Below are 13,994 nucleotides of genomic sequence, written 5' to 3'. Positions count from 1 at the left end.
CGGGCCTACCTCGGCGAGGGGGACGACGGCGACCCGGTCGCCTCTCCCGGGAGCGCCGGCCGCAGCGTGAACCGGCACGCGCCCCACACCACGTAGAGCAGCGGGGCCGCGACGAAACCGAGGCCCACGGCGGGCCTGGTGGCGATCATCGCCACCAGCATCCCGAGCACCACGAGCGAACCCAGCCCCAGGTACCAGCGCCGGGCGCCCAGGAAGAGCGCGGAGAGCAGCACCTCGCGCAGCCGCGCCGCGGGCAGCTCCGGGACCGCCGCCAGGGCCAGGACCGCGGTGGCCACGGTCCCGGCCGCGAGCGTGAGGAGCACGGGAATCACGACGGCGCCCACCGACCGGTCCCAGAAGAAGACCATGTCCACCGCGAGCACCACCACGACGACGGTCGCCAGAGTCCCGATCGCCAGCGAGCGGCGCAGGTGCCGCCGCCAGGACCGTACGAAGGTGGCCACCACGGGGGCCGCGCCGTCGGCGCCGTGGGCGGCAAAGACGGCGAACGCCGCGGTCAGGGCCGGGGCCACCAGCGGCGCGGTCAGGGCGAGCAGCGGCCAGCTCGCCGCCAGGTCCGTCCCAGCCGCCACGAGCACCACCGGCGGGCACGCCACGACCAGGAGCAGGTTGGTCATCAGCCCGGTGTAGACCGTGCCGAACACCAGCTCGTACGTCTCCTGGCTCAGGAGCCGACGGCGGCCCGGCGCCGCGGTGGCCGTGCTCATCCCTTCACGCCCGTGGTGGCGATGCCCTCGACGAAGTACCGCTGGCCGAGCAGGAAGATGACGGCGATCGGCAGCACCGACAGCACCGAGCCCGTCATGATGAGGGCGAACTCGGTGTTGTACTGGCCGATGAACGACTTGAGACCGATCTGGATGGTCCAGAGCTCGCGGTCGCGCAGGTAGATGAGCGGCCCGAGGTAGTCGTTCCACGTGTTGACGAACGTGATGAGCGTCAGCGACGCGATCGCCGGGATGGACAGCGGCATCATGATGCGCCACCAGATGCCGTACTCCGAGAGGCCGTCGATGCGGGCCGCCTCGCACAGGGAGTCCGGGATCGACTCGTAGTACTGCTTCATGAGGAACACGCCGAACGCACCGAACGCCTGCAGCAGGATGATGGCCCAGAAGGTGTTGTTCAGGCCCCACCCGGAGATCATCTGGAACTGCGGGATGAAGTACGACTGCCACGGCACGGCGATGGTGCCGATGTACACGAGGAACAGCACGTCGCGGCCGGGGAAGCGCATCTTCGCGAAGCCGTAGGCGGCGAAGCTGCCCGTGAGCACCTGCAGGAAGGTGACGGTCACGGCGAGGAACGCGGTGTTCTTGAGCCAGGTCATCATGTCCGACTTGGCCCAGATGTCGACGTAGTTCTGCCACTGCACCGGGTCGGGGATCCACTGCACCGGGACCGTGAACACCTGGTTGTTCGTCTTGAGCGACGAGATCACCATCCAGGCGAAGGGCAGGAGGATGCCCGCGGCGGCGGCACAGAGGACGACGTAGAGGACGACGCGGGCGGCCGTGGCCCCCGTGCTCGAGCGGACGGCCATCACGCCTCCTTGCGCTTGTTGTAGAGGAACTGCACCACGGTCACGAGGATGCAGATGAAGAACAGGACCACGGCGACCGCGGACGCGTAGCCGAACTGGAACTGCACGAAGCCCTTGGTGTAGATGTACTGGCTCAGCACGAGCGTCGACTGGCCGGGGCCGCCCTCGGTCATGACCAGGATCAGGTCGAAGACCTTGAAGCTGGCGATCGTGATCATCACCGTGACGAAGAACATCGTGGGGCGCAGGCACGGGAGCGTGACGTTCAGGAACCGCTGCCAGGCGCTGGCGCCGTCCACGCGGGCGGCCTCGTGCAGCTCGGCGGGCACGGTCTGCAGGCCGGCCAGGAACAGCAGCATGTAGTAGCCCATGTCGCGCCAGGTGCCGACGATGATGACGGCCGGCATGGCCCAGTCCTTGTCGACCGTCCAGCCGGGCAGGTCACCGTCGGTGAACAGGCCGAGGAACTGGTTGATGGGGCCGAACTCCGGGCTGAACAGCATGTTCCACACCACGGCGATCGCGACGATCGAGGTGATGTACGGGAAGAACGCCACGGTCCTGAAGAAGGCCGCGCCGCGGATCTTGCGGTTGAGCAGCAGCGCGAGGCTGAGCGAGACCACGATCGTCAGCGGGATGTGCACCGCCGCGTAGTAGAACGTGTTCAGCAGGGCCGTGTGAAAGCTCTTGTCGCTCGCGAGCTTGACGTAGTTCTCCAGGCCGATGAACTGCGCGGTGCCGAAGATGTTCGAGTTCGTGAGCGAGATGTAGAACAGCGTCACCACGGGGACGAGGGTGATGACGGCGAAGCCGAGGAAGTTCGGCAGGATGAACGTCCAGCCGATCAGGGCGTTGCGCAGCTTGAGCCGGGCGCCGGGGGCGCGGCTCGACGGCACGCCCCGCGGGGTGGGGCCAGGAGGACCGAGCGGCCCTCCAGCACGGTCGACGACGGTGGTCGCCATGGGGTGTCTCCTCGTCGGGACGTTCGGGTAGAGATCTCGGGTGCCGAGGTAGTCGCTCCGTCGGACGGAGCGACTACCTCGACGGGGTGGGTCAGCCGACCTCGTTGGCGACCCGCTCCTCGGCCTCGGCGATGCCGTCGGCCACCGGGACGGAGCCCGACATGATCGCGGTGTGTGTCTCGCCCAGGATGGTCTGGATCGCTGCGGTCTTCTCGCCCACCGGGTTCTCGGGGAGCGTCTCGTGCGTCGAGTACGCGAACTTCGACAGGTCGTCGGCGGGGACGCCCTCCAGACCGAAGATCGTCTCGGTGACGGTGTCGTCGATCAGCGCCGGCGTGATGCCGATGGCGGCGAGCGCGGCGGCGCCCTCCGGGCCGGCGGCGAACTTCAGGAAGTCCTTCGCCGCGGCCACCTTGGACTCGTCGATGCCCGCGTTGATGCCCATGGTGGTGGGGTCACCGAACGTGACGGGCGTGTTGTCGAGGCCCGCCGTGGAGGCGTCGAGCTGCGGGATCGGCGCGATGCCCCACTCGAAGGCGTTGGCCTCGCCCGACGCCTGCTGCTTCACGAGCGTCGCGATGTACCACGAGCCCATCGGCAGCATCGCAGCCTGCTGCGTGCCGAACTGCGCCTGGTAGGTGAGCTTGTTCGTGGTGACGGTCGCGTACGTGGGCTGGGCCCCGGCGTCCTGCAGGGCGATCGCCCGCTCGTAGTACGGCTCGAAGAAGCTGAAGTCGCCGCCCTCGAGCGACGCGTCCTCCGACTGCGCCAGCGCGAAGCCTTGGACCACCGACTGCCAGCCGTGCTGATAGGTCCCGGTCGCCGTGGAGCCCGCCGCCTTGAGCGCCGCGGACAGGTCCGTCGCAGCCTTGTCGTAGTCCTCCCACGTCCACGAGCCGTCGGGCTCGGCGACGCCGGCCTGCGCGAACAGGTCCTTGTTGTAATAGAGGACCCAGGAGTCCTGGCGGTAGGGCACGGCGTAGGTGGCACCGTCGATCGCCATCGACTCGAGCCCGCCCGTGGCCGGGTCGAGCTCGGCCGCCACGTCGGAGATCTCGAGCAGCGTGCCGCCCGCCTGGAACGTGATGTAGTTCTTGAGGTTCTTGACGATGAAGACGTCGGGCGCCGTACCGGCGGCCAGGTCGGCCGTCAGCGCGGTGTCGTAGTCGTTGCCGGCCGGGTACTCCTTGATCTCGACCGTCACGTCGGGGTTCGCCGCGTGGTACGCGTCGGCGAGGGTCTGGAACTCGGGCACCGCCGCGAGGTCCCAGCCGGCCATGCTGATCGTGACGGGGCCGGACGAGGCCTCCGCCTCGGCGTCGGGCGCGCTGCTGCCGCACCCGGTCAGGGTCAGCGCTGCCGCGGCGGCGGCGCCGACCGCGGTCATGATCTTGCGGTTCATTCCTACTCTCCTTCGAGTGGTGGACTGGCCCCGGTACCGGGGTCGCTCGGGTCGAGGACCCCGCGGGGACGGCTGGGGTGGTCAGGGCAGGGACACGCTGGTCCCCCGCCCGTCCGGCCAGGTCACGTGGGCCTGGCCCGAGGTGAGGCGCACCGCCGGGTGCCCGACGGCGAAGCCGCCCTCGGGCCCGGAGGTCACGTCGTCGGTGGCCGGCGCTCCGTAGAGGCCGACGGCGCAGACCAGCCAGCGGCCGGTGCGCAGGTCCTCCGTCACGAGCCAGGGGGTGCCCGTGGCAGGTCCGAGCGGCGTGGCGTCCGCCGACCCGGTCGTCCCTGCACGGTCGAGACCGTGCAGGGAGACGAGCCGGCTGACCAGCCGCCGACCGTCGTTCGTGCGGGCGGTCGCCGTCGCGGCGGTGCCCGTGGCGCCGTCGGACCGCGATCCCGAGGCGTGCCGCACCGCCGCACCGCTGACCGGCCAGCCGCCCACCCGGAGGGAGACGGCACCCACGGCCGAGTCGACGCGGACGAGGCGGACCTCCCAGGCGCCCCGGACCACGCTCACCGTGGTGAGCATGCCTGCCGGGCGCGCCACTCCGGGCTTGCCGGACCCGTGGTCGGGAGCGGTCAGGTCGGCGTCGAGCCAGTGGACGTCGGCCACGGAGGCGAGGACCCCCGCGGCGGCCGACGCGTCGTCGGCCACGAGCTCGCAGCACAGGGTGCGGAAGCCGGACCGGTGGGTGGCCCGTCCGTCGGCGTCGAGGAGCACCACCGACTGGTCGACCGGGTCGGTCCAGGCGTCCGGGTCGAGCAGGGGCGACGTCGCCGTCGAGTAGCCGAGGCGCGCGTAGAGCGGGGAGTCGCCGACGGCGTCGCCCTCGAAGGCGTGGTCGGTGCCGTGGTTGACGACGCGCACCACGCCGTCGGCCCGCGTGCCGCTGATCGCCCAGCCGGGCGCCGCGGCGACGGCGAGCACGTCGCCGGTGTCGACCGGGAGGGGCTCGGCGGGCGCAGTCCAGACGGGATGGTCGGCGGGGAGCGCCAGGCCGAGCAGGCCCTTGCTCGCCCAGTAGGGCGAGCCGGTGCCGCTGTAGCGCTGGGCGAGCGGACGCCACTCGTGGTGCCAGCCGAGGGTGAGGAGGCCGTCGTCGCCCGGCGCGCCGCGGTCTGCGAAGTGGGCGACGGTGCGCACCGCGGCCTCCCGGAGCAGGCCGGGCGCCAGGCTCGGGACGCCGGAGACCGCGCCCGCCCAGAGCGGGCCCGCGGCCGCGAAACGGTAGACGAGGCTGCGGCCCTGGAGCAGCGGCGAGCCGTCGCCGCCGACGAGGCGCACGGCGTCCTGGAGGTAGCGGTCGAGGTGGGCGACGTCGCGCTCGGCCCGGGAACCACGCGTCCCGGGCAGCGGGGCGAACGCCTCGTCGGCGCCCTGCATGCGCGCCCACACCGCGGGGTACAGGTGGAGTGCCCAGCCGGCGTAGTGGTCGTAGGACCGCTCGTCGCCGTCCGAGAACCAGCCGTCTGTGCGGACGAAGCTGTCGTGCACGGCGAGGTCACGCTCCAGGTCCGCCGCGGACCACGGCCCGCCCACGGACCGCAGGAACGTCTCGACGACGATCCGGAACCACACCCAGTTGTTGTGCGGGTAGCCCGCGTCGCCCACGACGCTGCTCAGGTACTCGACGGTGTGCTCCTGCACCGCGGGGTCCAGGCGGTCCCAGATCCACGGACGGGTGAGGTCGAGGATGAGGGCGAGCGACGCCGCCTCGACCTTGGCCTGGGCGTGCTCCTCGGGCCGCACCCAGCGCTCGGGGTGGTGCGGGTCGGTGCCGGCCGCCAGCCCGGCGGCGTAGCGCCCGGCCAGGTCGGTGGGGTCGGCGCCGCGCTCGCCCGCGAGCCGGAAGCCCGCCAGCAGGAACGTGCGGGCGAAGCCCTCCAGGCCGTCCACGGCCGTCCCGTATCCACCCGGCGCGCCGGGCAGCGTGATCAGCGAGCCGCTCGGCGAGGCGTACGGGCGCACGGCGGCGAGGAGGCCATCCGCGTAGGAGCCGAGCCAGGCACGGGCGGCGGCACCGTCGCGCAGGTCGGCCTCGCGCCCCGCGGCCTCGCGCCCCGCGGCCTCGCGCCCGGCCGCGGTCCGCACGTCCGCGACGCCGCTCATGCCACGGTCCTCAGGTCGGCTCGGGTCACCGCGGCGCGGGGGGCGGCGCCGCGGGCGTACAGCTCGAGCTCGTCGAGCGCGGCGCCCGTCATGCGGCGGGTCTCCGAGCCGAGCGAACCGGCCACGTGGGGGGTGATCATGACGTTCGGCAGGTCGTACAGCACCGACGACGCGGGGAGCGGCTCGGGTTCGGTCACGTCGAGCATCGCGTAGAGACGCCCGGAGACGCACTCGCGCTCCAGGGCGTCGGTGTCCACGACCACGCCGCGGGCGGTGTTGATGAGGGTGGCGCCGTCGGGCAGGAGGGCGAGCTCGCGGGCGCCGATCATGCCGACCGTCTCGGGCAGCGCGGGCACGTGCAGGGAGCAGATGTCGCTCGCGGCCAGCAGCTCGTCGAGCGGCACCAGCCGGGCTCCGGCAGCGGCCACGGCCGCGGCGTCGGCGTACGGGTCGGCGACGAGCACCTCCCGGGTCTCGAGGGCGGCGAGCCGCTCGACCACGCGGCGTCCGGTCCGGGAGTACCCCACGATGCCGATCGTGCGACCGTGGTTCGACAGCTCGCCGTGCTCGCCTGCGACGGACCAGTCGTCGCGGCGCTCCCGGGCGTAGGCCGCGAGGAACGGCGCCCGCTTGCCCGCGAGGATGATCGCGGCGAACGTGAACTCGGCGACGGGCAGCGCGTTCTCGTCCACGGCGTTGGTGACCAGCAGGTTCCGCTCCCACACCTCGTCCGTGACGAGCCCGCGCACCGAGCCGGCGCAGTGCAGCACGGCCCGCAGGCCGGGCGCGGCGGCGAGCCGCTCGGGGGTGAGGGCCGGCGCGCCCCAGGACGTGAGGAGCACCTCGACGTGGGCGAGGCGCTTGCGCGCCTGCTCGGAGTCGAGGTCCGTGACGTGCAGCGGGTCGCCGAGGACCGCGAGTCGTGCGAGTCGATCGAGCTCTTCCCGCCCGAACTGCGTGCGGAAGGTCTCGTCGCTCATCACGAGCATGGCCTCAGGGCGCCGCATCGTCACTCCTCTCCATCGAGTCAGTGGTGCAGGGCAGCCGAGCCCTCACCGCGCCGATCGGCGCGATCGAACATTTTCGATCATCACCGATCAGCAGTGGCCCTAGTGAAGCGCACGGACCCCGGTGAGCGCAAGCGCAACCATGCATAACAGTTCAGTCTCGTTCTGAGATACGATCAGGTTCGATCACAATGGATCCGGAGGATCGTATGACCGACGCAGCAACGGTGCTGCCCGCCCCCACCGTCACCGACCGCGGGTACTGGGACGCGCCCAGGGTGGTGGACGCGCTCGCCGACGTGGTGGCGCAGGCCGAGGCAGAGCGCGGCTCACCGTGGCCGCAGCCGCTGACCAGCCACTACGCCCGCTTCTTCCGGGACGGTGACCGCACCGAGTACGAGAACCTCGTGGCCGCCCGCCAGGCGCGGCTCACCCGGGCCGTCCTCGCTGCCCTCCGCACCCCGGCGGACCGGTGGGTCGACGAGGTGGTGGACGGCGTGGTGCTGCTCTGCGAGCAGTCGAGCTGGTGCTGGGCCGCGCACGACGACACGTTCACCCGGCACGGCAGCATCACTCCCACGGTCACCGACCCGTACCTCGACCTCGGTGCGGGCGAGGTGGCCGCGCAGCTCGCCTGGACGGACCACCTCCTCGGCGCCCTGCTCGACGAGCGCGCGCCCGGCGTGCGTGAGCGGATCCGGGTCGAGGCCGCGCACCGCGTGCTGCGCCCCTTCACCGAGCGCCGCGACTGGTGGTGGCTCGGCGTGGATCACCCGATCATGAACTGGAGCCCGTGGATCCAGGGCAACGTCCTCGCGGCCGCACTCGTCCTCGAGCCCGACCCCGCCCGCCGCGAGCGCACCGTCGCCCTCGTCGCCGAGGGTCTCGACGCCTACTGGGCCTCCCTCCCGGCCGACGGCGGCGTGGACGAGGGCTACCAGTACTGGTGGCAGGGGGCGGCGCGCGCCCTGGAGGCCCAGGACCTTCTGGACCGCGCCACCGGCACGCCACCGAGCGAGGCGTCGCTCGCAGCCATCCGGGCCACCGTTGCCTTCCCGCACGCCATGCACCTGGGTGGCGGGTGGTACCTCAACGTCGCCGACGGGACGGCCCGCCCCGCCGTCCGGTACCCGTGGAACGTGCTCCACTCGTGGGCCGCCCGGCTGGGCGACGACGCGGCGGCCCGCCATGCGGCGTCGTACCGCGAGGCGCCCGGCATCCTCCTGGACGAGCGCGCGAGCCTCCCCCGCGCGGTCACGATGCTGGCCGACGACGGCTGGGCCGCCACCGCGCCCGCCTCGCCGCCGCTCGTGGCCGGGGTGTGGCTGCCGGAGACCGAGGTGGCGCTGGCGCGGCAGACGGCCGGCACGGCCGCTGGGGTCGCCGTGAGCGTCAAGGGCGGGCACAACGACGAGAACCACAACCACGACGACGTGGGCAACGTGGTGGTGGCGCTCGACGGCGTCCCGGTGGTCGTGGACGCCGGGCGCCTCACGTACACCGCCGCGACGTTCGGCCCCGACCGCTACTCGATCTGGGCACTGCGCGCCGACTGGCACAACGTGCCGCGGGTACGTGGCGTGGAGCAGCCGCCCGGCCGCGCGCACGCCGCCCGGGACATGACTGTCGACGACGGGCCCGGCGGCTGGCGCGCCCGGCTCGACCTCGCCGCTGCCTATCCGGGAACAGGCCTGGAACGCTGGTGGCGCGAGGTCACGCTGGACCGGGGGGCCGGCCGGGTGACGGTCGAGGACCGCTGGACGTTCGCCGACCCCCCGCCCGCTGCGGGTATGGCTGTGGCGGCAATTCCAGAGGGAGTTCCCGCCACAGCCATACCCACAGCGGACGGGCGGACGGCCTGGCACTGGCTGCTGGCCGGGGAGGTGACCCTCGGCGATGGCCGAGCGGTCGCCCGCCACGGCGAGCGCCCGCTGGAGCTCACCTGGGACGCGGACGCCGTCGAGGCGTCGCTCGACGTCCAGGAGCTCGACGACCCGCTCATGACGGACGTCTGGGGCAGCCGTCTGACCCGGCTCCGTCTCACCCTGCGCGCGGAGTCCCCGCGCGGCACGTTCTGCGTGACGATGGGCACACCTGACCCGGAGGAGCTCCGATGACCGCGACCAGCGCACCCCTGCCGGCCGAGCGACGCGCCCGCCTGCTCGACGAGCTCCGGGCGAACGGCTCGGCGCGCGTCAGCGACCTCTCGCGCACCCTGGGCGTCACGCCGGTGACGGTCCGGCGGGACCTGGCGCAGCTCGCCGAGGAGGGCGTGCTGCAGAAGGTGCATGGCGGGGCACGTCTGGCGGGGCACGAGGCGAACGGCGGGCCCGGCGGCGGGCACGCCGCCACGTCGCCCGACGACGCGGCGGGGAGCCCCGTCGAGCGCGCGATGGAGCGGTCGCTGCGGACCATCGGGATGGTCGTGCCGTCGCTGGACTACTACTGGCCCGAGGTCATCCGCGGCGCCCGCACGACGGCGCCGGGTGCCGGGCTGCGGATCATCCTGCGGGGGTCGTCGTACGAGCCGGGCGAGGTGCGCAGGCAGGTCGCGGCGCTCGTGGGCGCGGGTACGGCCGAGGGCGGCCCGGCCGTGTCGGGGCTGCTCGTCGCGCCGCCGACGGGCGGGGACGAGGGCGCGGAGCTCGCGCTGTGGCTGTCGGGGCTGGACGTGCCCGTGGTGCTGATGGAGCGGCGGGCCACGGTGGGCCCGTACCACGAGCACCTCGAGTCGGTGATCACGGACCACGCGCTCGGCGCGAGCCTGGCCGTGCGGCACCTCGCCGCGGCGGGGCACCGCCGGATCGGCCTGGTCGCCTCGCTGCACAGCCCGCACCGCACGGTCGTGCGGGACGGCTGGCGGGCCACGATCGCGGAGCTGGGGCTCGACGCCGACGTGCCCGACATCGAGACCGTGGACCACTCGGAGCCGGGCTGGGCGGCAGACATGGAACGGGCCCTGGACGCGTGCCGCGGCACGGACGCCGGCCAGGGCGCCACCGCGCTCCTGGTCCACTCCGACCCGGAGGCGATCTCGCTCGTCCAGCGGGCGCAGGAGCGGGGCCTGCGGGTGCCCGAGGACCTCGCCGTCGTGGCGTACGACGACGAGGTCGCGGGTCTGGCCGACCCGCCCATCACGGCGATCCGGCCGCCCAAGTCGACGATCGGCGCAACGGCGGTCGAGCTGCTGGCCCGGCGGATCGCCGAGGGCCCGGACCGCCCGGTGCACCGCGTGCTGCTCAGCCCGCGGCTGATCGTGCGGGCGTCGAGCAGGTAGGCGCCACGGCGGACGGGCCTGTCGAGACCCGGTGCGGGGGGACACCGGGCCTCGGCAGGCTCGAGCGCCGTGGCACGGCCGGCGCGGCAGGTGCCGCGCCGGCCCTACCGGCCCGTCACCCGGAACGCGTCCACTGCTGGTTCTGCCCGCTGCCGCACGTGTAGGTGATGATCGCGGCGGAGTTGGCGGTGGACGCCCCGTTCACGTCGAGGCACTCCCCCGTGGCCCGGGACCTGAGCTGCACGTAGGAGCCGGACGTCACCACCTGCCACTGCTGGTTCGTCCCCGAGCCGCAGGCCTCCTGCGTCACCGTGGTGGCGTTCTCCTGCAGGCACAGGTTCGAGTGCATCGGGAGCAGGTTGTAGTAGCCGCTGGTGCTCGTCGCCTTGAACCAGAACTTCTGGTTCCCGCCGCCGTTGCAGTCCCACTGCTTGAGCTGCGCGCCGGGCGAGCCGGAGGCGCTCGTCACGTCGGCGCACTTTCCGCTGTGGCGCGCGGTGAGCGACTGGAAGGGCCCGCCCTGCCCGGAGATCGTCCCGGCCGCGGCGTCGATCACCAGCTCCGGGTAGTAGCTCATGCTCATCGTCGTGCTCGACGGGAACGTGATCGGCGCCCAGACGTACTTGGAGCCGTTGACGTTGGACCCGATCGAGTTGCCCCACCGGTCTCCCATGTACAGGTAGGACGTGCCGGAGGTGCCCTGGACCGGCAGCACGAACGCGGTCTGCGAACCGAACGTGGTGCTGTCGCCCACGTTCTGCATCGCGGTCCACGGGCCGGCGATGCTGGTCGCGGTGGCGTACTTCTGCTGGTTCGGGGACCAGCCCGTGGCGCCCGACGTCAGCATGAAGTAGACGCTGCCCCGCTTGAACAGGGCCGGCGCCTCGCGGTGGCCGCCGTGCCACGGGTCGGCGACCAGTGCGGCGATGCCGAGGTAGTCGGCCGTCAGCCGGTAGATGTGCAGGTCGTAGTTCTCGCGCGCGGCGGAGTACATGTACCCGGTCCCGTCGGTGTCCACGAAGACGCCGATGTCACGCGACATGTGGCCGAGCGGCCGGAAGCTGCCCTGGTACGTGTAGCTGCCGCAGGGCTGGTTGGTGGTCGACACGGCGACGGCGGCCCGGGCCTCGCTGTAGTCGGTGCCGTTCTCCTTGTGCATCCAGATCACGTACCGGTCGGTCGACGCGTTGTACATGATCTTGGGCCGCTCGATGTTGGCCGTCTGCAGCTCGCTGTGGCTGTTCTCCGTGAGCACGTTGTTCACGAACGACCAGCTCTTGAGGTCGGTGGAGCGGTAGCAGCTGACGTACCGGAACGTGTTGTCGGCGTTCCGGTTCTCGCCGATCCAGTAGTAGTAGCCGCCCGACTTCACCATGCCGCCACCGTGGGCGTGCAGCGGGTTGCCCGACGTGTCGGTGAACTGGGTGGCGTTGGGGATTGTCTGGGGCGCCGCCTCAGCCGGCCCGGTCAGGGCGAGGGCCGTCGCGAACGAACAGGCCAAGGCGGCGACGAACGCTGTGAGGCGTCGCATGGACCACACTCCTTCTTCGCAGTGCAGACAGACCGGCACGCATCGTCGCGCGCAGATCGCCCAAAGACGGGTATTCCCAGCCTATGGGAACGTTAACATTCCTTCAAGACCCGGCCTGGGTCAGGCCTCCGCCGGTCCCAGGTCCGGGCCGGCGACAAACCGCACCACCGGAGCTGCGGCGCCCTGCACCTCGAGCACCACCACCTCGTTGCGCTCCCGCACCACGGGCCCCGGCACGTACAGCGTCGCCGTCGGCCCCGCCGCCCGGAACCGGCCCAGCGGGAAGCCGTTCACCCACACCAGCCCACGGGTCCAGCCGTCGAGCCGCACGAAGTGGTCGGCACCGGCCTCCGTCTCGAGCACGCCCAGGCACAGGACCGGCCCGGCGAACGGGGCGCCGTCGGCCACGGTGCCCGACGGCGAGGGCGACGCCGGCGCGGTTCCCCGTACCGCCTCCGCCACGCGGGGGTCCAGCAGGCCGTCCGCGCCGTCGAACGCGAGCGGCACCGCAGTCCAGCCGGTGAGCTCGCGCGACGCGGTGCGCGCCGGGCCCACCAGGCCCTTGGCCTCACCGATCCGGCGCCCGTAGTTGACCCGGCCCTCGTCCTCGACCAGGAGGGTGAGCTCGCCGGACCGGCGCGGCAGCGGCAGCGTGCGGACGTGCTCCGTGCGGCCGAGCACACCGACGGGCTCGGCGTCCAGGGCCACCCACGCCCGGTCGCGCACGTCCGCGAAGGTGACCACGCCGTCGTCGGGCAGCAGGGAGGTGCTGTACAGGGTGAAGCCCGACCACTGCCCCAGCTCGTCGTGGGTGGGCAGGTGCTCGGTGCGGCGCGGCTCGCCGAGGAGGGGCAGCAGGTCGGCCAGCGGCACGCGCCGGTCGAGCGGGACCACTGCCTCGGGCGCGGACGGCGCCGGGGCCGGCAGCTCGGCGGGAACCGTACGGTGCCGGGCGATGACGTCGCGCATCGCGAGGTACTTCGCGGTGACCTCGCCGTGCTCGGAGAGGGGCGCGTCGTAGTCGTAGGACGTGGTGATGGGCAGGTACGTGCCCTTGTCGTTGGCGCCGTTCGAGAGGCCGAAGTTGGTGCCGCCGTGGAACATGTACACGTTCACCGAGGCGCCGGCCGCGAGCAGATCGTCGAGGTCCTGCGCGTTCGCCTCGGGCGGGGTCGTGTGGTGGTGCAGGCCCCAGGAGTCGAACCAGCCGTCCCAGAACTCCATGCAGGCGAGCGGGCCCCATGGCTGGTGCCGCCGCAGCGTCGCCAGGCGCTCCGTGCTCCGGCTGCCGAACGTGGCCGTCCGCAGCAGCTCGGGCAGGCCGCCGCGCGCGAGGTGCTCGTCGTTGGCCTGGTCGCACGTGAAGAGGGGCACCTCGATGTCCTGCGCGCGAGTGAGGGCCACGAGCGCGCGCAAGTAGGTGGCACGGTCCTCCGGGGAGTCGTCGCCGTACGCGCCGTACTCGTTCTCGACCTGCACCGCCAGGACCGGTCCCCCGCGGGTCACCTGGCGCACCGCGAGGATCGGCAGCACGTCCGCGTAGTAGCCGCCGATGGCCTCCAGGAACTGCGGCTCCGCCCGGCGCACGCCCACTCCCGGGGTGGCGAAGAGCCACGCCGGCAGGCCGCCGCCGTCCCACTCCGCGCAGATGTACGGGCCGGGGCGCACGATCGCATGCAGCCCCTCGGCCGCCACCAGGTCGAGGAACCGGCCCAGGTCGTAGCGGCCCTCGGTACGGAACTCTCCCTTGGTGGGCGAGTGGAAGTTCCACGCCACGTACGTCTCGATGGTGTTGAGGCCCATGAGCCGCGCCTTGCGGATCCGGTCGGCCCACTGGTCCGGGTGCACCCGGAAGTAGTGCAGCGCTCCGCTGACGATCTGCAGCGGGCGGCCGTCGAGCAGGAAGTCCTGCTCGCCGATCTCGAACGTGGGCATGGGCTGCGGGCCTCTCTGGGTGTGGTGGTGGGTGCGGTGCGGTGCGGTGCGCGCACATTGCTCCGGCTGCGCACGTTGCTTCGGCAGTTCCGCGGGGGGGGGGGGGGGGCCGGGCGGGGGGCCACCACAACCACACACCCCCCCAACACCCCCCCCCCC

10 protein-coding genes are annotated in these 13,994 nt (G+C 72.5%); 2 read left to right on the top strand and 8 right to left on the bottom strand.

The genetic code is table 11. The features are described from left to right. Positions 1-5 precede the first annotated feature (5 nt). The 6 genes from AC060K_RS10660 to AC060K_RS10635 all read right to left on the bottom strand — a co-directional run bounded on the left by AC060K_RS10660 (position 6) and on the right by AC060K_RS10635 (position 7,092). On the bottom strand, positions 6-728 hold the full coding sequence (locus AC060K_RS10660; protein WP_483765404.1) for a DUF624 domain-containing protein: 723 nt from the start codon (positions 726-728) through the stop codon (positions 6-8). Next, positions 725-1,564: a carbohydrate ABC transporter permease gene (locus AC060K_RS10655; RefSeq protein ID WP_483765403.1), complete on the bottom strand. Its 840-nt coding sequence runs from the start codon at positions 1,562-1,564 to the stop codon at positions 725-727. Before AC060K_RS10655 ends, AC060K_RS10660 begins: the two co-directional genes overlap by 4 nt. After that, positions 1,564-2,526 (bottom strand): carbohydrate ABC transporter permease, encoded by a 963-nt coding sequence (locus AC060K_RS10650; protein WP_483765402.1) that lies wholly within the window; start codon positions 2,524-2,526, stop codon positions 1,564-1,566. Before AC060K_RS10650 ends, AC060K_RS10655 begins: the two co-directional genes overlap by 1 nt. A gap of 91 nt (positions 2,527-2,617) precedes the next feature. Further along, positions 2,618-3,928: an ABC transporter substrate-binding protein gene (locus tag AC060K_RS10645; protein WP_483765401.1), complete on the bottom strand. Its 1,311-nt coding sequence runs from the start codon at positions 3,926-3,928 to the stop codon at positions 2,618-2,620. A gap of 81 nt (positions 3,929-4,009) precedes the next feature. After that, complete coding sequence (locus AC060K_RS10640) at positions 4,010-6,085, bottom strand: DUF2264 domain-containing protein (RefSeq protein ID WP_483765400.1); 2,076 nt, start codon at positions 6,083-6,085, stop codon at positions 4,010-4,012. Next, positions 6,082-7,092: a hydroxyacid dehydrogenase gene (locus tag AC060K_RS10635; RefSeq protein ID WP_483765399.1), complete on the bottom strand. Its 1,011-nt coding sequence runs from the start codon at positions 7,090-7,092 to the stop codon at positions 6,082-6,084. Before AC060K_RS10635 ends, AC060K_RS10640 begins: the two co-directional genes overlap by 4 nt. A gap of 209 nt (positions 7,093-7,301) precedes the next feature. On the opposite strand from AC060K_RS10635, the gene AC060K_RS10630 reads away from it, so the two are divergent. Next, positions 7,302-9,209 (top strand): heparinase II/III domain-containing protein, encoded by a 1,908-nt coding sequence (locus AC060K_RS10630; RefSeq protein ID WP_483765398.1) that lies wholly within the window; start codon positions 7,302-7,304, stop codon positions 9,207-9,209. After that, complete coding sequence (locus tag AC060K_RS10625) at positions 9,206-10,369, top strand: LacI family DNA-binding transcriptional regulator (protein ID WP_483765397.1); 1,164 nt, start codon at positions 9,206-9,208, stop codon at positions 10,367-10,369. The genes AC060K_RS10630 and AC060K_RS10625 overlap by 4 nt, the downstream gene beginning before the upstream one ends. A 115-nt stretch (positions 10,370-10,484) precedes the next feature. Here AC060K_RS10625 and AC060K_RS10620 read toward each other — a convergent pair whose 3' ends face one another. Continuing rightward, entirely contained in the window at positions 10,485-11,900 is a 1,416-nt protein-coding gene (locus AC060K_RS10620; protein WP_483765396.1) for an RICIN domain-containing protein, read from the bottom strand. 120 nt (positions 11,901-12,020) lie between these two features. Further along, entirely contained in the window at positions 12,021-13,835 is a 1,815-nt protein-coding gene (locus AC060K_RS10615) for a glycoside hydrolase family 35 protein (protein WP_483765395.1), read from the bottom strand. Positions 13,836-13,994: the final 159 nt, after the last annotated feature.

The organism is Antribacter sp. NEAU-D49 (assembly GCF_057158775.1).
Note: the sequence above shows the minus strand (reverse complement) of the source record. Positions and strands in the feature narration are given on the sequence as shown.